Genomic DNA, 17,417 nt, shown 5'->3' on the forward strand with positions numbered 1-17,417 from the left:
CCGACCCGCCCGCCCCGACCCGTCAGGCGCAGTCCAGCACCCGCTCCAGCACGGCCGCCTGGGCGAGCAGCCGCTCGTCCGCCCACGCCTCGCCGACCACCTGGAGGCCCAGCGGCAGCCCCTCCGCCGTCACCCCCGCGGGCAGGCTGAGCGCGGGGAGTCCGGCGTAGCTCCACGGCAGCGACATCACCGCGTCGCCGGTGCTGTCCAGGCCCGCCGGGGCCGGGCCGGTCGCCGACGGCGCGAGCAGCAGGTCCACCCCGGCCCGCCGCCGCTGCTCGGCGAGCCGGTCGCGGAAGTGCTCCCGGGCCCGCAGCGCGGCCTCGCGGTCGCCCGGATCGACGGTCCGGCCGTGCCGGATGCTCGCCACGGTCTCCGGGCGGTAGAGGCCGCCGAACCTGGTGAACCAGTCGGCGTGGCTCGCGGCCAGCTCGAACCGGTTGATGACCTGCAGCTGCCGGACGAGCTCGTCGAAGTCGGGCAGCACGTCGATGTGCCGGATCGTCAGCCCCCGGGCGGACAGCCGGTCCAGCTGCTCCCCGAAGGCCTTCAGCGCCTCCGGGCGGGCCCGTTCCAGGTAGCTCCCGACCGGGACGCCGAGGACGGGACCGCCGCCGCCCCGCCCGTCGGGACCGAGAGGACCGCCCCGGTCGCCCGGCCCGCCCTTCCCGCCCCGGTCGGCCCAGTCGTCGCAGAGCAGTGGCGCGGCCAGCGCGACACCCGCCAGGTCGGCGGTGAACAGGCCCAGGGTGTCGAAGCTCGGCGCGTTCGGGATCACCCCGTCGACCGGGATCCGCCCGTACGTCGGCCGGAACCCCACCACCCCGCAGTACGCGGCCGGCCGGATCACCGAGCCGACCGTCTGGGTGCCGATCGCCAGCGGCACCAGCCCCGCCGCGACCGCCGCCGCGGAGCCGCTGCTGGACCCGCCCGGGGTGTGCCCCGGGTGGTGCGGATTGCGGGTCGGCCCGGGCGCACTGGCCGCGAACTCGGCGGTGACCGTCTTGCCCGCCACCAGCGCGCCCGCCGCCCGGAGCCGGTCCACCACGGTGGCCTGCGGTCCGGCCAGCACACCGGGCGGCAGCGCCGAACCGGCGTGCGTGGGCAGGCCGTCCACGTGCACGATGTCCTTGACCCCGACGGCCACCCCGTACAGCGGCGGCGCGTCCGCCCGGTCGGGGTACCGGGCGGCGAGCGCGCGGGCCTCGGCCTGCAACCGGTCGGTGCGCCCGGGCTCGGCGACGAAGGCGTGGATCAGCGGGTCGACCTGGTCGATCCGGGCGCAGAGCCGGTCGACGTGGACGGCCAGGGCGGGCACTCCGGCCCGCAGTGCGGCGGCCTCGCGGGTCAGCGCCCGGGGCCGGACCAGGGACTCCTCCATGCCGACCACGGTAGCCCCGGCCCGCACCGGACGGCCCACCCGTGCCCGGGCGGACCCGTCGCCCACCCGTCGACCTGGGCGTTCGCCGCCGTTCACGAAGTGGTCGCTACGGGTGTTCGGCCCCCAGGTAGGGGGCCTCGCGCAGGTAGTACGCGCCACAGGTGTGGCAGCAGAGTTCGGGGGTCTTCCCCCAGTCCACCGCCTCCCGGGACACCGCTCCCGCGTCGAGTTCCCGGCCGCACATCGCCACGTCCTCCGCCCCGCGGACCATGTGCCAGAGCCGCACCCCGGCGGACTCGCCGCCGTCGCCGTACTCGGCACGCATCTGGTGCATCATGCCCCCATCGTCCGGCCGGTCCGCGGCACCGGCAACCGGGGGAACGGGCGGGCGGCGCGCACGGGAGACGGCCGGCCGGCCGCCGGGTGGCGGCCGGGGATCAACCGGGTGGCGGCCGGGTCAGACCAGGCCGCCGTACAGCCGCAGCCGGGCTATCCCGCCGTCCGGGAAGACGTCGAGCCGGACGTGGGTGGCCGGGCGCGGCGCATCGAGCACCAGGCGGTGGACGGCGTCGGGCTGCAGCCGGGTGCGCGGCACCAGTTCGAACCACTCCTCCGGGTCGGCGGCGCGGTCGTCCCGCCCGTACAGCGCCGCCCAGCCGGCCGCGTTGCCGACGTAGTAGCCGGTGTCGATCTCCACCGCCCGGACGGCGCCCCGGCCGGCCAGTCGCAGCCGGACCCAGTCACGGCCGCCGTCCCGGCGCCGCCGGTTCTCCCACCCGTCGCCCATCTCGCGGGACTTGCCGGGCAGGGCCAGGTTGGCCGGGGCGGAGAAGAAGCGGTCCGAGGCGTCCTCGACGGCGCCGCCGTTCTCGATCGCGGCCAGGTCGAAGGTGCCGAGCGCGGCCAGCCAGGCCGGGTCGGGGCGGGCCTCGCCGTGCACCCGGAACCGCGCGACGCCGCCGTCCGGGTACTGGCTGAGCCGCAGGTGGGTGAAGCGGCGGCGGTCGGCGACGGCGAAGCCGTTGGCCGCGTGGCCGCGCACCGGCGAGCGGGGGACCAGCGGGTGCCAGACGGTGGCCGCGTCCAGCAGCTCCTCCGGGCCCGGGATGCCGGGCAGTTCGGCGCCCTCGACGCTGATCTGCCGCGGCTGGTTGGCGCGGAAGTGTGCGGTGTCGACCACGACGCCGTGCACGACTCCCGGCACTCCCAGGCGGATCAGCGCCCAGTCGCGGTCCTCCGCGGCCGGGTGCGGGTGCGCGGCACCGGCTCCGCGCCGCCGCCTGGTCTCCCAACCGTCCATGACCTGGCCCTTGTTGCCGAAGGTGTGCGGGCGGAACTCGGCCCGCCCGGGCAGCAGCAGGTTCTCCCGGTCGGCGAACAGCTCGTCGTTGGCGGCGATCACCGCGCCGCCGAGCCGGCGGTCGGCGAGGTCGGTCAGCGCGGTGAAGGCGAACCCGGCGGCGCGGTAGTCGGCGTACGGGTTGCCGCCCCCGTACGGCGGGGCGTCGTAGCCGGCGTCGTCGGAGGGGGCGTCGTCGGCGAGGGCGTCGTCGGAGGGGGCATCGTCAGAGGGGGAGGGGGCGGGGGCGGGGCGGTGCGGGTCGGCGGTCATGGATCCACCATCGCCCCGCTCGACCGATCAGGTCCATCACAAAGAACTGAGCAAACCGTTCACCCGGACTGAACGGTCCCGGCCACCGCGGACAGCTCCGCCAGCACCCGCCGCAGCGGCGGCGTCCGCTCCGTCCCGGCCCGGACGGCGGCGACCACCCGGCGGGCCGGCAGGTCCGCCGGCAGCGCCCGGACCACCGCCCCGCCGCCGCGCCCGGCCGTGGCCAGCCGGGGCACCAGGGCCACCCCGAGCCCGGCCGCCACCATGGCCAGGATCGCCGTCCAGTCGGCGGCGGTGTGCGCCCGCTCCGGTGTGAACCCGGCCTCCGCGCAGGCCGCCCGGGTGATCTCCCACCACGGCCCCGCGGCCCCGTAGATCCACGGCTCCTCCGCCAGGTCCGCCAGCCGCAGCCCCGGCGCGTCGGACAGCGGGTGCCCGGGCGGCAGCGCCACGTCCAGCGGGTCGTCCAGCAGCACCGTCCCGACGAACCGGGGGTCGCGGCCGTCCTGCCCGACGGCCAGCGACAGCGCCAGGTCGACGTCCCCCGCCGCCAGCAGCCGGATCGCCTCCGCCGCCTCCGCCTCCACCACCCGCACCGTCAGCCCGGGTGCGGCAGCGCGCAGTCGGGCCACCGCCGGGACGAGCAGCCCGCCGATCGCGGTCGCGAACGCGCCCACCCGGACCTCGCCGGCCTCGCCGTGCAGGTAGCCCGCCAGCTCCGCCTCGGCCCGCTCCAGCTGGCCGAAGACCAGCTCGGCGTGACGCAGCACCAGCCGGGCGGCCGGGGTGAGCCGGACCCTCCTGCCGTACGGCTCCAGCATCGGCGCGCCCAACTGCCGTGCCAGCGCCGACACCTGCTGCGACACCGCCGACGGCGACAGGCGGAGGCGCTCGGCCGCCGCCGTCACCGTCCCGTACTCGTCGACCGCCCGCAGCACCCGCAGCCGCCGGAGCTCCCACTCACCCACCGCACCCATCGCGCCAGGGTAGGACCTACGGCGGCCCCATCCGGCCACCCCGACCGGAACCCTTCGCCCACCCACCGATAGGGTGCCGCTCCTGCGACCCCGCCGGTGATCGAAACCAGGCATCAAGTCGCCCATATTCGGACAGAATTCGCCAAACCATGGAGCAAAAGACCGTGCGCTCATCCCGCCTTCTGGCTGCGTCCACGCTGCTCGCGCTCTCCCTCGGCGCGACGGTCGGTGCGGCCACCGCCGGCGCCGCCGCCGTCTCGCCGTCCCCGACGGTCACCCCGAGCGCCACCACGACGGCCTCCCCCTCCGCGACGGGCACCCCGTCCGCGACCGGCACGCCGAGCACCACCGCGTCGCCGAGCACTTCCGCCTCGCCGAGCGCCACCGGCACCCCGTCGGCCACCGCCTCGCCGAGCGCCACCGGCACCCCGTCGGCCTCGGCCACGGCCACCCGGCCCCCCGTCCGCCCCAGCTTCCCCGCGCCCACCTTCTCGGGCATCTGCCAGGGCGGCGTGTACCAGGCCGACATCAAGGTCACCGGCAGCGGGCTGTGGGGCGGCAGCACCACCCCGGGCGCGGTCAACGAGACCACCGTGACCTGGGAGAACACCAGCGGCGTCGAGCTGCCGAACTTCCACACCTACCTCTACCTGACCGACCACATCCCGGAGGGCGCCTCCAGCCCGGTCGAGTGGAGCAAGGACTTCTTCACCGTCCAGTTCCGCGCCCCCGGCCAGGACTGGAAGCCGGTCACCATCAACGACCGCAGCCTGGACACCGGCAAGTACAAGCTGGCCAAGGGCGAGAAGGTCACCCTCCAGTTCCGCATCGCGGCCACCGACAAGGCCCCGCTCGGCGAGTTCGGCGGCAACTTCGGCGGTGGCGACACCGCCATGGAGAACCCCGGGCTCCCCCACCCGGCCAGGCCCGACAAGAACGGCTGCACCCAGTACATCAGCTACTACGAGGGCACGTTCAAGCTGGCCGCACCCGGCTCGGCCACCACCGCCGCGTCGGCCACCCCGGCCACTGCCAAGGCCTCCGCCCCCGCAGGGCCGCACCTGGCCGAGACCGGCTCCAGCTCCAACACCCTGCCGATCGCCGTCGGCGGGGCCGCGGTGCTGGCCGCCGGCGCCGGGACGCTGTTCGTGCTCCGCCGCCGCAAGGCCGGCGCGCACAGCTGACACCCGCCCGGCACGATCCGTCCCGCCCGCGCACCCGCGCGGGCGGGACGGCGCCGTTCCGGACCCGCGCCACCCGTACCGGCCGTGCCGCACCACCACCGTCGGCCACACCACCACCGTTTGCCGTAGCCGCACCTGACGGACGGTCGACGGACCGCGCGACGGATGCGTACAACCGTTCACCCCCTTCGCGGGTCTTCTCCTCGGAACGTCCTTCCCGTCACTTCTCACAGCCGGAGCCGTGATCGTGCGCACCTCCCGTCTGGCGGCCACCGCCGCCCTGTTCGTGCTCACCGCGGGCGCGATGGTCTCCGGGGCCACCGGCGCCTTCGCCGACGACGCCACACCCGGCCCCTCGGCGACGGCGACGGCGACGGCCGGCGGCACGCCGACCACCGAGGCGACGGACACCCCGTCCGCCACCGCCACGCCCACGGCCACCACCACGCCGTCCGCGGAGCCGACCGGCGGCCCGACCGCGACGACGACGCCGACGGCCACCACCACGCCGACCGCCACCTCCACGCCGACGGCGACCGGCACCCCGACGGCCACCCCGACCCTGCCCGAGGGCTGCATGTACGAGCGCGAGGAGAAGATGCCGGTCCACGGCGTCACCCTCGGCACCGACGGATCGTGGCGGGACATGGCCGTCTCCGTCTACAACAGCACCTCGACGACGATCACGGACTTCCGGATCACCGCCGTGGTCAGGAGCGCCACGGGGGCCGTCCCGTCCGAGGTCGGGGTGAAGTTCCAGGGCGACCAGGCCTGGGCCCCGGTCACGGCGGACCCCGCCACCGGCGCGGTCTCCCTCGGCCACCACCGGATCCCCTCGCACGAGATGTACACCGTGGTGCTCCGGATCACCGCCGACCCGGCGGAGAAGGCCGAGGGCTACACCCTCACCGTCAACGGCGCCTCCGAGGTGCTGCCGTACGGGGTCGGCCCGACCAACGTGAAGTACACCTGCAACCGGCTGACGGCGTCCTCGACTGGCCGGGTCACCTTCCGTGACGAGCCGACCGCCACGGCGACCCCGTCGGCGAGCACCACGCCGTCGGCCACCGCCACCCCGTCGGCGAGCACCACGCCCACCGCGAGCACCTCGCCGAGCGCCTCGGCTTCGCCGTCCGCGACCTCGACCGGCGGCGTCGTCCCGGCCGGCAACCGCGGGACGGGCACCGGCACCACGGCCACCGCCGGCGGCCGCCTCGCCGAGACCGGCAGCTCCGGCACCGTGCCGCTGGCCGTCACCGGTGTCACCGCCGTCGCCCTCGGCGGCGGCGCCGTCCTCGTCGCCCGCCGCCGCAGGAACGCCCGCGGCTGACACCGCGGCAAGGCCCGGCACGCCTCGTCCCGCCCGCGCACCCGCGCGGGCGGGACGACGCCGTTCGGTGCCCCGCCCCGGTCGTCCCTCCGGTGACCGCTGTTCGCCGCCTCCGCCGGCACGTTGTGGCACGGCATTCGGTGCGGGAGCCCGATGCGGCCGTCGAGATTCGACGGGCCGGCCGGTCCCGCTCTGACGTGCAGCAACACGGGACGGCGTGGACTCCACCGGCGGACTGCGGCCATTCCGCGCCGGCCGGGGGCTGACTGTCGGCGTCGGAAATCCGCCGGAGGATGGTGCCCGTTCCTGCTGGACTAGTGGTCGCACTCTGCACGTGATGCCCAACTCAGGACGGGATTCATGTCCACGGCAACCACTCCTTCTGTCCGATCTCCCGCACCGTCGGACCGCTCGCCCTCGGCTTCCTGGCCGGCTGTCATCTCAGTGATGCTGGGGATCTTCTCCATCGTCACCACCGAGATTCTGCCGATCGGCCTGCTCACCTCGATCGGATCGAGTTTCACCGTCTCGGACGGAATGGCTGGTCTCATGATGACCACGCCCGGATTCCTGGCCGCGGTCTCGGCCCCCCTGGTCACGGTGGCCACGGGGCGTATCGACCGGCGGGTGATGCTGGGTGTGTTCATCCTCCTGCTGGCGCTGGCCAATTTCCTGGCCGCCATTGCGTCGAGCTACTGGCTGGTCCTGGTCTCCCGCGTCTTGGTGGGGGTCACCATCGGCGGCTTCTGGTCCATCGGAGCCGGACTCGCCGGCCAGCTGGTGCCTGCCGAGTCCGTGGGCCGCGCGACCTCGGTGATCTTCTCCGCGGTACCGCTCGGCTCCGTACTCGGGGTACCGCTGGGCACTTTCATCGGTGACGTCGCGGGCTGGCGGACGGCGTTCCTCGTCATGGGCGGCTTCACGCTGGCCGTCCTCGCCTTGCTGCTCCTGGTCGTCCCGCCGCTCCCCTCCGACCAGACGACGCGCCTCGACGTCCTCGGCGGCATGTTCCGGAGCGTCAACACCCGCTTCGCCCTGGTGATGACCTTCCTCGTCGTGCTCGCCCACTTCGGCACGTACACGTACGTCACCCCCTTCCTGGAGCAGGTGACCAAGGTGGGTCCGGGGCTCATCACGGTCTACCTGCTCATCTACGGAGCGGCGGGCATCGCCGGCAACTTCCTCGGTGGATCAACCGTGGGGCGCTGGCCGCGAGCCACCTTCGCCGCGGCCGCCGCGTTGATCGCCGGCGCAACCCTGCTCCTCCCGGTCCTCGGCGGGTCGGACGTGGGAGCGGTAGCACTGCTGGTCGTCTGGGGCGTCGCCTACGGAGCCGTCCCGGTCTGCTCGCAGACCTGGTTCGCCAAGGCTTCGCCCGACTCTCCCGAGGCGTCCTCTGTTCTCTTCACCGCCTCCTTCCAGGCCACCATCTCCATCGGGGCGCTGGCCGGCGGGGTCGTCCTCGACCGTTCCTCGCCCTCGACGGTCATGGTGCTGGGCGGATCGGCAGCTGCCCTGACGGTGCTGGTGGCCTGGGCCCACCGGGCGGGGAGGTTCCCCTGGCCCAAGGCTTCCTAGCCGCACCGTGCCAGGTGCAGCCATCCGCGCCGGCAGTTTGCCCGGCGGGGCACGACCTGGCCGACGAAGTGCTCGGCGTCCCCGTCTCCAGGGCCCGTCGGGCGAAGGTCCGCGGCGGACGGCCGACAACCTCCTCGACTCATCAGGAAGCAGCGCGCAGGAGAGCGCCGTCCTGCCACTTGAGGATCTTTTGACCCCCGCAAGCCCCTGACCTGGGATTTTGTCACCAAAATGCCGCTGACCAGCGAAAACTACCTTCAGTAGTTGACGCTGGTCAGCGGCATTTTCCACCCTCATGTGCCCCAGATGTGCCCTCGTTTCGCACCGGCTCTCCGCGCCTTGCGCCGTGAGAGCCGGAGCCCGTGAGCGTGTCACCTGTGGTGCGACTGCCAACCTCCTGCCTGGGCTCAGGCCAGCGCGGCGACCGCCTGCTGTGCCAACGCCGCGATGGCGACCAGGCCGGGTACACCACCGCAGTGCTGGTACATCGAGTTCATAAGGACGCGCAGTCCGACGGGGTCCTCACCAGCCCGGTGAAGGCGTTGCTCGACGGCCGAGATCTCTTCGAGGCAGGCTTGCGGCTGTGCCAGCTGAACAGCGTGCTGTTCGACGGCTTCGCGCAGTTGCTGCAGGTGCCGCTGCGTTTCTTCGAGTGCCTTGTCGGCGGCGCCGGCCACGTGCTGGCTCTGGGTGGTGCTCTGGGCGCCTGGTGCGTTCTGGATATTGCCCGTGATGTTGCCGCTGGCGCTGATGCCGCCATGAGCGGCGGGCGGGTTCGAGCGGGGTTCACGACGGAAGGGCATCATGCCTCCTGACTCTGAGAGGTGTCGGAGGCACCGGGTGCGTTCTGGATATTGCCGGTGATGTCGCCGCCGGCCATGACACCGAAGTTGTAGATGGCCATGGCCTGTGCTTGGTAGGAGCGGGTGTCGATCCGGTGATTTCCGAGGAACGCCTCGACCGTGTCGAAGACCCTACGCTGCATCATCTGAACGTAGTGGCTAGCGTCCTCGTACATGTGCATCTCGTCGATGTACCGCGTCGAGTAGACCTCGCGGAGGCTCACCGGGCCACCCTGGTCCAGCGCAGGCTTCGACGGCGCGACACGAGCGGAGATGAGACGGTTCGCAGCGTTCAGCAGGTCGAACAGGGCTTGGATCCAGGCGGAGCGCTGCCACTGCCACGACAATGGGGAGATCGGGTTCGCCCATGCCGTGAGTGCACTGTTGAGCGGGGCCATGAGACGAGGGCGGACGGTGACCCTGAGGAAGCCGCTTTCGTAGGCGAAGTTGACCAAGATCGAGGCGGCCATCTCTCCGCCCCACGAGACAATGCGCGCCCACAGATAGCGGCGGGCGACGTAAGGCCCCGGCCCCCCATCAGGGCGCCCAGCGCCGAGGGACTCCATGCTCTGCCAGGTCGGGTCTTCGAGTCCACCCCACCGTTTGGCGGAGACTGCGGCAACACCCAGCACCTCGATGTCGGCGAACGGATACCCAGGTGCGCGCAACGGAGCGGGGTCGATACGGCGAGCGGCCACGAAGTCGTGGAGTTCCTCCACCGTGAAATTCCTGAAGGCATTGGCAGCGCTCCGCCAGCCCGATTCGACCAGCTTCACGGATCTGCGACTGTCGCTTCCCACTGGGCTCTTCCCTCGCTTCTTGTACCTCACCATGCTTGTCGTTCTCCGATCTGTGGCGTCGCGGTTCGTCTCTAGAGTCGGCCCCCGCCTCAAGAGGAAGACGCAAGTTGCGCGCTCAATAGCCGAAGTTGACGGTCACCTGCGCCTCTTCACGTCACCTCAGAGGACACTTGTCGAAAGTTGACGTAACTTGTCAGCCTGAAGGTCTGGACGGCGAGCAGGGGCTGGGCATGGGCATACTGGTTCCCGGGGAGGAAGTTCTCCCCGTTGGGGCAGCAAGGTCACTCGTAGTAGCGATCCATGATCTCTATCGCGCCGCCGGGATGCCCTCGTTGCGGGTACTGAGCGACGAGATCCGCGACCGAGATGATCTGCCAGCGACACTCACTCCAGAAGGTGTTCGCCGCATCCTGACGGGCGTCGGCCAACCTCGATGGAGCAGCGTTGAGAGCCTCGTGACGGTACTCATCGGCTCCGAAACAGACACCTACCTTCAGGAACAACTCGACAAGCTCCGCAGGCTGTGGCTGTCAGTGGTTGCCCCAGACTTGCGAGATCCAGATCCATCCAGCGCTCAACCGAGCGAGTTCCACGCGAGAACACAGCTGTTGCAGTCTCAGGTCCTGGAGTTCGCCCCTGAAGAACCCGATATTCCATGGGAGCCTCGTTCCAGCGGAACGGGCTTGCTCTGGGGACCTTCCACATGGGTAACTTCCGGAGCCGTGACGGACCAGAACTTCTCAGTGTCGTGGGACGGGAACGGTCTCGGAGTGCAGTACCTCGCACACCTGCCAGAGAGGTACAACACAAGGGCTGATCTTTCCTATCCGGCCCTCACCGTAGGGTGCTTGTACGCGCCCGTAGACGCGGTGGTCCCCGAGACGACAACGTGCTCAGTCGGTAGCCGCGTAATGATCACCGGTGTGCCAGACCGCCGCGACAATCCCTTCGACGTGTACTGGTGGTATGGAAGTGTCACCGACCGGAACGGCCCTTGGTGGATTGTCGAGGCCAACCCCGGGGCTGGGGGTTCAATGCCGAGCGACGGCTCCCTGGTCTGCCTGGCAGAGACAGGGATGCTTGTCGGGATAGTTACAACTTCCATGCGCCCTACGAGTCCGGACGGCCCACCACGAATGCGCTGCGCACCAGCGAGTGCCATTTCGCACGCCGTCGCCATGGCAGCTACGCGCTGGGCCGAGTAGCAGCCGGGCAACGATCAGGAGCCGGCCAGTCCATTGCAGGCTGAGCCCACTCGGCCAGCTCCTACACCTCAGCGGTTGTTGCAAAGACGCTGTCACGGTGGCGCTCAGGTCATGGGCAGGGGCCCACATGCTGCCCATGGAAGCAGATGCGCTCAGCGTTAGAGCAGTTTGCGACCGCCCAGAGGTTCTGTGCCTGCTTGTCGACCAGATGTGCGCTGCACTGCGATCGACCTCTTCACAGGAGAAGGCGGTGTTCGGGTGGGCAGGCTACTGACAGGCTTGCCTGCGATAGCAAGGTCTGAGCTGCTTCGCCCTCGAGGCACCGTCACCTGCAACGATGCCACATCGCTGAGCTGATGTCGCAACGTTCTACGGCCTGCCGATTAGTCCTCACGACCGATACCGCGCGGGCAGCACACCTGCCTTTGGCGAAACTCCCAGTAGGGTTATCCCCGCAGTACTTCTCCCCTGGCGCGGTCTCAGCCGTCGACGGCTGCGGTGTGCCCGCCAGCTGTCCTGAATGGCCGTGGGCCAGCAAGGAGAAGAACTGATGCCCAACCAGCCAGGCTCCCGCGAGGGGGCCCCGGCACGCACCACCCGCTTCGCGGACAGGACCCGTCGCGCACTCGTTGTAACCGGGACCTGGTTGGAGACTCCCGAGGGCCGAGCGACCCTCCAGGTGGCCAAGACGTTGTTGAGCTTGCTCAGCATCGGAGCCGGCCACCACATGGGATGACCGGCTCCGAGAAGCGGTACTAGCACGGAGGCCTCGCGGCTTTGCTTGCCGGCAGACGCGGGGCCTTCGTCGTTTTCGTACCTGCGCGACCTCTGCCTCGCCATCGGCATGATGGTTTGATGTGGCACAGTTCTTCATGTCGGCCGCTGGGCCATGGTACGCACCCAACGCTGTACTCGGCGACCAAGCCATCAGCGCATGTCCGACCGGTCAGGTATCCTCCGGCCCACTCAGAACAACCCAAACGGTCTTACCGGACCTGCGACAAGGTCCGGTGGGATACCTCTCGAACCGACTGCACCGGTCTCTCTGCTCCGCTAGCCTCCTTGGGGTGACGGACGCGACTTTCGGCGCTCTGAGTGGCGCTCGGTACAGCGAGATCGCGGAGGACCTGACGCTTCTCGGCGAGTCCTTTGGGCTGAGCGAGGTTCGGGAGTGCCGCTTCCTGTCGGACGGCTTGATGAATGGGAACTGGCGGCTGGATACGGCCGAGGGCTCGTTCGCGTTGAAGCGGATCATGGACGTTCCGTTGCCCCTGGCTCGGCGGAACCTTGCTGTGCTGACGGAGCTAGCCGACGACGGCCTGCCGGTGGGCAGGGCGAGGACCTCCTCGGCCGGGGACGCGGTGGTCGAGGTCGCTGGCCGTGGGTACTGCCTGATCCCGTGGATGGAGGGGAGCCATCTGCCGGGTACGGCGCTCTCAATCGCGCAGGCTGGTGACCTCGGTGTTCTGCTTGGTCGGATCCACCGGAGCTTGAACGGCGAGCGAATGGCCGAGCTGCTGCCGCCGGGGCCAGAGCAGGTGACCGTTTCGGTGACCACATCCGCCGAGGCTCACCAGGAGGCGGATCGCTTCCTCGCCTTGATCACGGGGCTTGAGAGCCGGACGGCGTTCGACGCCGAGGCTGCTGTGGCGTTGGCTGAGCGCAAGATGTTGTTGGAGAAGTACGGGCACGAGCGCCCGGCCGGCGAGGTGGCGGTCGGCCCGGTGGGGTGGACGCACGGTGACGTCCAGCACCGGAACGTGCTGTGGCGGGACGGCAAGATCGCCGGGGTGATCGACTGGGACCGGATCCGGGTCCGGCCGTTCGGCGAGGAAGTCGCCCGCACCGCCACGGTGCAGTTCGGCGGTGAGGACGGCTTCCTCGACCTGGAGCGGACGGCCGCGTTTGTGGCCGGCTACCGGTCGGTGGTGCCGATCCCGGTGCCAGCCCTGGCGGACGCGGTGGAGCGGCTGTGGTGGAAGCGCATGTCGGACTACTGGCAGCTGGTCTTCCACTACGACCGCGACGACTACTCCTGCGACCACCTGTTCCTGCCCGCCGAGCGTTTCCTGGCCTGGTGGACCGAGCGGCGCGAGGACGTGCAGGAGGCATTCGCGGCTATGCCGTGAGCAGCGTGTCGAGCCGGTGTTATCGGGCAGACTCCGGCAATGTCCGGCAGCTCTCCAGGTGAGAGCCACCATGGGCGTAGCCCGACTGGCCCGGTCGGCGCGCTCGTGCACAGACTGGTTCATGCTGATCGACCACTGGCCGTTGCTCGGCCTGGAGCTGGCCACTCCTCGGTTGAAACTACGGCTTCCCAACTCGGATGAGCTCGCGGCGCTGGCTGATCTGGCCGTTCAGGGCGTCCATGATCCGGCGAGGATGCCGTTCAGTAGCGAATGGACCGATCTGCCAGCGCCGGAGCGGGCCCGTTCGGTCATCCAGCGCCAGTGGCGTCGCCAGGGCGACTGGGACCCCTCCGACTGGTCGCTGAACCTTGTTGTACTTGAACAGGGTCGGCCTGTTGGTTCACAAGCGTTGGCTGCGCGGCACTTCCGGCTCGTTCGTGAGGTGCGTTCGGCGTCCTGGCTGGGGCTGCAGCACCAGGGGCGCGGCATCGGCACGGAAATGCGCGCCGCTGTTCTCCATCTGGCATTCGACGGGCTGGGCGCTGTCGATGCCGTCACCGGTGCCTTCCCGGACAGCAAGGCTTCGTTGACCGTCTCGCGCAAGCTTGGGTACCTCGCCGACGGCGTCGAGCGACGCCTGGTCCGCGGGCAGATCGTGGTCATGCAGCGGTTGCGCCTGCCGCGTTCACACTGGCACCAAGAGCACGCCACTGACATGCACATATCCGGACTGGCTCCCTGCCTGCCGATGTTCGGCCTGACGGACGCGGAACCCCTCACCTAGGAGTTCCACCTCCGCTTGGCGCCGCAGTCCAGTAGTGGCGACCGCTCGCCAAAGTAGAGCGACGACTCATCAGATCAGACGTTCCTGCCGTGATCGCACGTATCCGACGGTCAGTTAACTTCCCGACCTGCGAGAGTAATTGCGCTTTGCCGTGAGCAGATAGCATCTGGGGCCATGACGAACGCATCTCCTCTCCCCGGCGCACCCGACAAGCCCACCCTCGACGGCCTTGAGGCCAAGTGGGCCTCGCACTGGGACGAGCAGGGCGTATATGTATTCGACCGCTCCGTAGGCCGGGAGCAGGTGTACTCGATCGACACTCCGCCACCCACGGTCAGCGGATCGCTCCACGTCGGCCACGTCTTCAGCTACACCCAGACCGACGCCGTCGCCCGCTTCCAGCGGATGCGGGGCAAGGCGGTCTTCTATCCGATGGGCTGGGACGACAACGGGCTGCCAACCGAGCGCCGGGTGCAGAACTACTTCGGTGTGCGCTGCGAGCCCTCACTCCCGTACGACCCGGACTTCACGCCGCCCGAGAACCCCGGAAAGCAGCAGATTCCCGTCTCTCGGCGCAACTTCATCGAGCTGTGCGAGCGCCTGACGGTCGAGGACGAGAAGGTCTTCGAGAGTCTGTGGCGGCGGCTCGGACTCTCGGTGGACTGGGGGCACACCTACCAGACGATCGACAGCAACGCCCGTGCGGTGTCCCAGCGCATGTTCCTGCGCAATCTCGCGCGGGGGGAGGCGTACCAGGCCGAGGCGCCGACCCTGTGGGACGTCACCTTCCAGACCGCGGTGGCCCAGGCTGAGCTGGAGGACCGCGAGCGGCCCAGCGCGTATCACCACATTCTGTTCGACGCCGGATCCGGGCAGTCGCTGGAGATCGCGACGACGCGGCCGGAACTGCTTCCCGCTTGCGTGGCCGTTGTCGCGCACCCCGAGGACGAGCGGTACCAGAAGCTGTTCGGTACCTCGGTACGCACGCCGGTTTTCGGTGTCGAGGTACCCGTGCTCGCCCACCGTCTGGCGGATCCGGAGAAGGGCACGGGTCTGGTGATGGTGTGCACCTTCGGAGACACGACCGATGTGGTGTGGTGGCGTGAACTCGATCTGGCGACCCGGAGTGTGCTCGGCCGCAACGGCCGCTTCCTTCCGGACGCCCCCAACGGCCTGGACACCGAGAAGGCCACGGCGGCCTATGCCCGACTGGCCGGCACGACTGCGCACACGGCCCGCGAGCGGATTGTCGAGCTGCTGCGCGCTGACGACGCGCTGGCCGGGGAGCCCCGGCATTTCAACCACATGGTGAAGTTCTACGAGAAGGGCGACAAGCCTCTCGAGATCGTCACCAGCCGTCAGTGGTACCTGCGCAACGGCGGCCGGGACACCGAGCTGCGCGAGCGGCTCCTGGCGCGCGGGCAGGAGCTGGCGTGGCATCCGGAGCACATGCACCACCGCTACCAGTCGTGGGTGGAGGGACTGGCCGGCGACTGGCTGATCAGCCGACAGCGCTACTTCGGTGTGCCGGTCCCGGTCTGGTACCGCTGCGATGCGGAGGGCCACGCGACGGACGAGCTGATCCTGCCGTCTGAGGATGCGCTGCCGGTCGATCCGACGAGCGACGTGCCGCCTGGCTTCACCAGTGACCAGCGCGACTCCCCCGGGGGCTTCACCGGCGATCCGGACGTGATGGACACCTGGGCGACCTCGTCCCTGACTCCGCAGATCGCGGGCGGCTGGGGCACGGACGACGATCTCTTTCAGCGCGTCTACCCCATGGATGTGCGTCCGCAGGCTCACGAGATCATCCGTACGTGGCTGTTCTCCACCGTGGTCCGATCCGAGCTGGAGCATGACGAACTGCCGTGGCGCAACGCCGCGATCAGCGGCTGGATCCTCGATCCCGACCGCAAGAAGATGTCGAAGTCCAAGGGGAATGTGGTGACCCCGCTGGATCTGCTGGACCAGCACGGCTCGGACGCGGTGCGCTACTGGGCGGTTTCGGCCCGTCCCGGGACGGACACCGCCTTCGAGGTCGCCCAGATGAAGATCGGTCGCCGTCTGGCGATCAAGGTTCTCAACGTGACGAAGTTCGTCCTCGGCCTGGGCGCGGGCAGTCCCGGGGCGGAGGTGACCGAGCCGATCGACCAGGCGCTGCTCGCCGAGCTTGCGCGCGTCGAGGGCGAGGCCACGGCGCTCCTTGAGGCGTACGACTACGCCCGCGCCCTGGAGGTCACCGAACGATGCTTCTGGGCCTTCTGTGACGACTACGTCGAGCTGGTGAAGAACCGGGCCTACGGTGACAGCGGCGCGGTAGGCGCCGAATCGGCCCGAGCCGCACTGTCGCACGCGCTGTCGGTGCTTCTGCGGTTGCTCGCGCCGTACCTTCCGTTCGCCACGGAGGAGGCGTGGAGCTGGTGGCAGGAGGGATCGATCCACCGCGCGCCTTGGCCTGCCGAGGCGCTGACGAGCCTCTCGGTCGAGGGTGACGTCGGCCTGCTCGATGTCGCGGCCGGTGCGATCACGGCGATCCGCCGGGAGAAGAGCGGCGCGCAGCTGTCGATGCGGGCGGAGGTGGCCAGGGTCACCGCCCGGGGGCCGGCCGCGCTTGTGGCCGCGTTGCGGCAGGTTGCGCCGGACGTACAGTCCGCGGGCCGTGTGGGCGAGTTGATCCTCGAAGCGGCCGAGCGCGAGGACCTCGCGTACGAGATTGTCCTGTAGCGTCCGGCACATCTGCGGCGGGGGCGGCTCCAATTGGAGCCGCCCCCGCCATTTTCGTTGCTGCACAAGGCAGTTGAGGCTCGAATGCCTTCCGCTCGCACATCGTGGGAGCCGGAATCGGCCATGTCCGGCCGCGCCCCAAATTGAGGGGTGCGGCGGAGCCGGGGCGTATTAGGGTCTGAGCACTGCGTGACGGACCACCACCTGTGAGTGGGCGCTCCGTTCATCCTTCCGGTCGTGTTCGTGTCACCGTGACGAGCAGAAACGTCCACCACACTCTCGATGCGCGTACGCGTCCTCGTGCACCCGCATGCTGGTTGGTGGCCGGAGGGGTGGGAGCAGTCTCACGACGGTACGTCGCGTGCCATCACGCGCGGGCGCCGGACAAGCCGGTCCCCGCGCTCCGACAGTGGGAGGTGCCCTGTGCACATCGCCGTGCAAGATCCCTCGACGAAGACCACCTACCTCCTCGACGCCGCCAGCCTGGCGCCGTTCGAGGCGGCCCCCTCGCAGCTCGACGACGGTGCGGACATCGTCTTCGTGCTGCCCTCCGTGACGCTGGTCGAGCAGGTGCCGGTGGTGCCGGGCAACGCCTCGGCGGACCCGTCCATCCTGATCTCCGACCCCGACGGTGACCGGCGCTGGCTGCTGAACCGCTCCGACCTGGAGCGCTTCGCCTGTGGCGAGGCCCAGGAGGGGGCCGTCTGGTTCTCGCTGCCGGCCGCCGAAGCGGGCCTCTACGCAGCGGTGCCGCTCTTCCGCCGGGCGCTGGTTCAGAACAGCTCCTGATCGGCCGGGGCCCGCGGCGGAGCTTTCGCTCCGCCGCGGGCCCTCCCGCCGACCTGCTGTTAGGGCCACCAGTGCGAGGGAC

Annotated in this window: 14 protein-coding genes; 7 read left to right on the top strand and 7 right to left on the bottom strand. The window is 70.3% G+C overall.

Going from position 1 to position 17,417, the window contains the following annotated elements:
• Window positions 1-22: 22 nt before the first annotated feature.
• The 4 genes from AC067J_RS08810 to AC067J_RS08825 form a co-directional block, all read right to left on the bottom strand.
• Window positions 23-1,381: an amidase gene (locus AC067J_RS08810; RefSeq protein WP_478297185.1), complete on the bottom strand. Its 1,359-nt coding sequence runs from the start codon at window positions 1,379-1,381 to the stop codon at window positions 23-25.
• A 106-nt stretch (window positions 1,382-1,487) separates the two neighbouring features.
• Window positions 1,488-1,718 carry a hypothetical protein gene (locus AC067J_RS08815; protein WP_478297186.1) on the bottom strand — a complete coding sequence of 77 codons (231 nt, stop codon included), beginning with the start codon at window positions 1,716-1,718 and terminating at the stop codon, window positions 1,488-1,490.
• A 120-nt stretch (window positions 1,719-1,838) separates the two neighbouring features.
• Window positions 1,839-2,993 (bottom strand): allantoicase, encoded by a 1,155-nt coding sequence (gene alc, locus AC067J_RS08820; RefSeq protein WP_478297187.1) that lies wholly within the window; start codon window positions 2,991-2,993, stop codon window positions 1,839-1,841.
• Window positions 2,994-3,052: 59 nt separating this feature from the next.
• Window positions 3,053-3,970, bottom strand: coding sequence for a LysR family transcriptional regulator (locus tag AC067J_RS08825; protein ID WP_478297188.1), 918 nt, complete (start codon window positions 3,968-3,970; stop codon window positions 3,053-3,055).
• Between the two features lie 164 nt (window positions 3,971-4,134).
• Here AC067J_RS08825 and AC067J_RS08830 point away from each other — a divergent pair, with 164 nt between their 5' ends.
• The 3 genes from AC067J_RS08830 to AC067J_RS08840 all read left to right on the top strand — a co-directional run bounded on the left by AC067J_RS08830 (window position 4,135) and on the right by AC067J_RS08840 (window position 8,062).
• The gene (locus AC067J_RS08830; RefSeq protein WP_478297189.1) at window positions 4,135-5,154 is read left to right on the top strand and encodes an LAETG motif-containing sortase-dependent surface protein; all 1,020 of its coding nucleotides are present in this window, start codon (window positions 4,135-4,137) and stop codon (window positions 5,152-5,154) included.
• Between the two features lie 247 nt (window positions 5,155-5,401).
• Window positions 5,402-6,484 carry an LPXTG cell wall anchor domain-containing protein gene (locus tag AC067J_RS08835; RefSeq protein WP_478297190.1) on the top strand — a complete coding sequence of 361 codons (1,083 nt, stop codon included), beginning with the start codon at window positions 5,402-5,404 and terminating at the stop codon, window positions 6,482-6,484.
• A 360-nt stretch (window positions 6,485-6,844) separates the two neighbouring features.
• Window positions 6,845-8,062, top strand: a complete 1,218-nt coding sequence (locus tag AC067J_RS08840) for an MFS transporter (protein ID WP_478297191.1) — start codon at window positions 6,845-6,847, stop codon at window positions 8,060-8,062.
• A 407-nt stretch (window positions 8,063-8,469) separates the two neighbouring features.
• Here the strand turns inward: AC067J_RS08840 and AC067J_RS08845 are convergent, their stop codons facing one another.
• From AC067J_RS08845 to AC067J_RS08855, 3 genes are all read right to left on the bottom strand, one after another.
• Window positions 8,470-8,868: a hypothetical protein gene (locus AC067J_RS08845; RefSeq protein WP_478297192.1), complete on the bottom strand. Its 399-nt coding sequence runs from the start codon at window positions 8,866-8,868 to the stop codon at window positions 8,470-8,472.
• Entirely contained in the window at window positions 8,865-9,680 is an 816-nt protein-coding gene (locus AC067J_RS08850; RefSeq protein WP_478297193.1) for a hypothetical protein, read from the bottom strand. Before AC067J_RS08850 ends, AC067J_RS08845 begins: the two co-directional genes overlap by 4 nt.
• Window positions 9,681-9,985: 305 nt before the next feature.
• Entirely contained in the window at window positions 9,986-10,207 is a 222-nt protein-coding gene (locus AC067J_RS08855; RefSeq protein ID WP_478297194.1) for a hypothetical protein, read from the bottom strand.
• Between the two features lie 1,769 nt (window positions 10,208-11,976).
• Here AC067J_RS08855 and AC067J_RS08860 point away from each other — a divergent pair.
• The 4 genes from AC067J_RS08860 (at window position 11,977) to AC067J_RS08875 (ending at window position 17,335) form a co-directional block, all read left to right on the top strand.
• The gene (locus AC067J_RS08860) at window positions 11,977-13,038 is read left to right on the top strand and encodes a phosphotransferase (RefSeq protein WP_478297195.1); all 1,062 of its coding nucleotides are present in this window, start codon (window positions 11,977-11,979) and stop codon (window positions 13,036-13,038) included.
• Window positions 13,039-13,159: 121 nt separating this feature from the next.
• Window positions 13,160-13,822 (top strand): GNAT family N-acetyltransferase, encoded by a 663-nt coding sequence (locus AC067J_RS08865; RefSeq protein WP_478297196.1) that lies wholly within the window; start codon window positions 13,160-13,162, stop codon window positions 13,820-13,822.
• Between the two features lie 174 nt (window positions 13,823-13,996).
• Window positions 13,997-16,546 (top strand): valine--tRNA ligase, encoded by a 2,550-nt coding sequence (valS, locus tag AC067J_RS08870; RefSeq protein ID WP_478297197.1) that lies wholly within the window; start codon window positions 13,997-13,999, stop codon window positions 16,544-16,546.
• Between the two features lie 423 nt (window positions 16,547-16,969).
• Complete coding sequence (locus AC067J_RS08875) at window positions 16,970-17,335, top strand: hypothetical protein (RefSeq protein ID WP_478297198.1); 366 nt, start codon at window positions 16,970-16,972, stop codon at window positions 17,333-17,335.
• Window positions 17,336-17,417: the final 82 nt, after the last annotated feature.

Source organism: Kitasatospora sp. NPDC042419, from assembly GCF_056437345.1.

What these genes read in the sequence shown, in the direction of transcription:
- AC067J_RS08810 (WP_478297185.1), bottom strand. Translation starts at nt 1,381, where the DNA reads ATGGAGGAGTCCCTGGTCCGGCCCCGGGCGCTGACCCGCGAGGCCGCC.
- AC067J_RS08815 (WP_478297186.1), bottom strand. Translation starts at nt 1,718, where the DNA reads ATGATGCACCAGATGCGTGCCGAGTACGGCGACGGCGGCGAGTCCGCC.
- alc (WP_478297187.1), bottom strand. Translation starts at nt 2,993, where the DNA reads ATGACCGCCGACCCGCACCGCCCCGCCCCCGCCCCCTCCCCCTCTGAC.
- AC067J_RS08825 (WP_478297188.1), bottom strand. Translation starts at nt 3,970, where the DNA reads ATGGGTGCGGTGGGTGAGTGGGAGCTCCGGCGGCTGCGGGTGCTGCGG.
- AC067J_RS08840 (WP_478297191.1), top strand. Translation starts at nt 6,845, where the DNA reads ATGTCCACGGCAACCACTCCTTCTGTCCGATCTCCCGCACCGTCGGAC.
- AC067J_RS08845 (WP_478297192.1), bottom strand. Translation starts at nt 8,868, where the DNA reads ATGATGCCCTTCCGTCGTGAACCCCGCTCGAACCCGCCCGCCGCTCAT.
- AC067J_RS08865 (WP_478297196.1), top strand. Translation starts at nt 13,160, where the DNA reads ATGCTGATCGACCACTGGCCGTTGCTCGGCCTGGAGCTGGCCACTCCT.
- valS (WP_478297197.1), top strand. Translation starts at nt 13,997, where the DNA reads ATGACGAACGCATCTCCTCTCCCCGGCGCACCCGACAAGCCCACCCTC.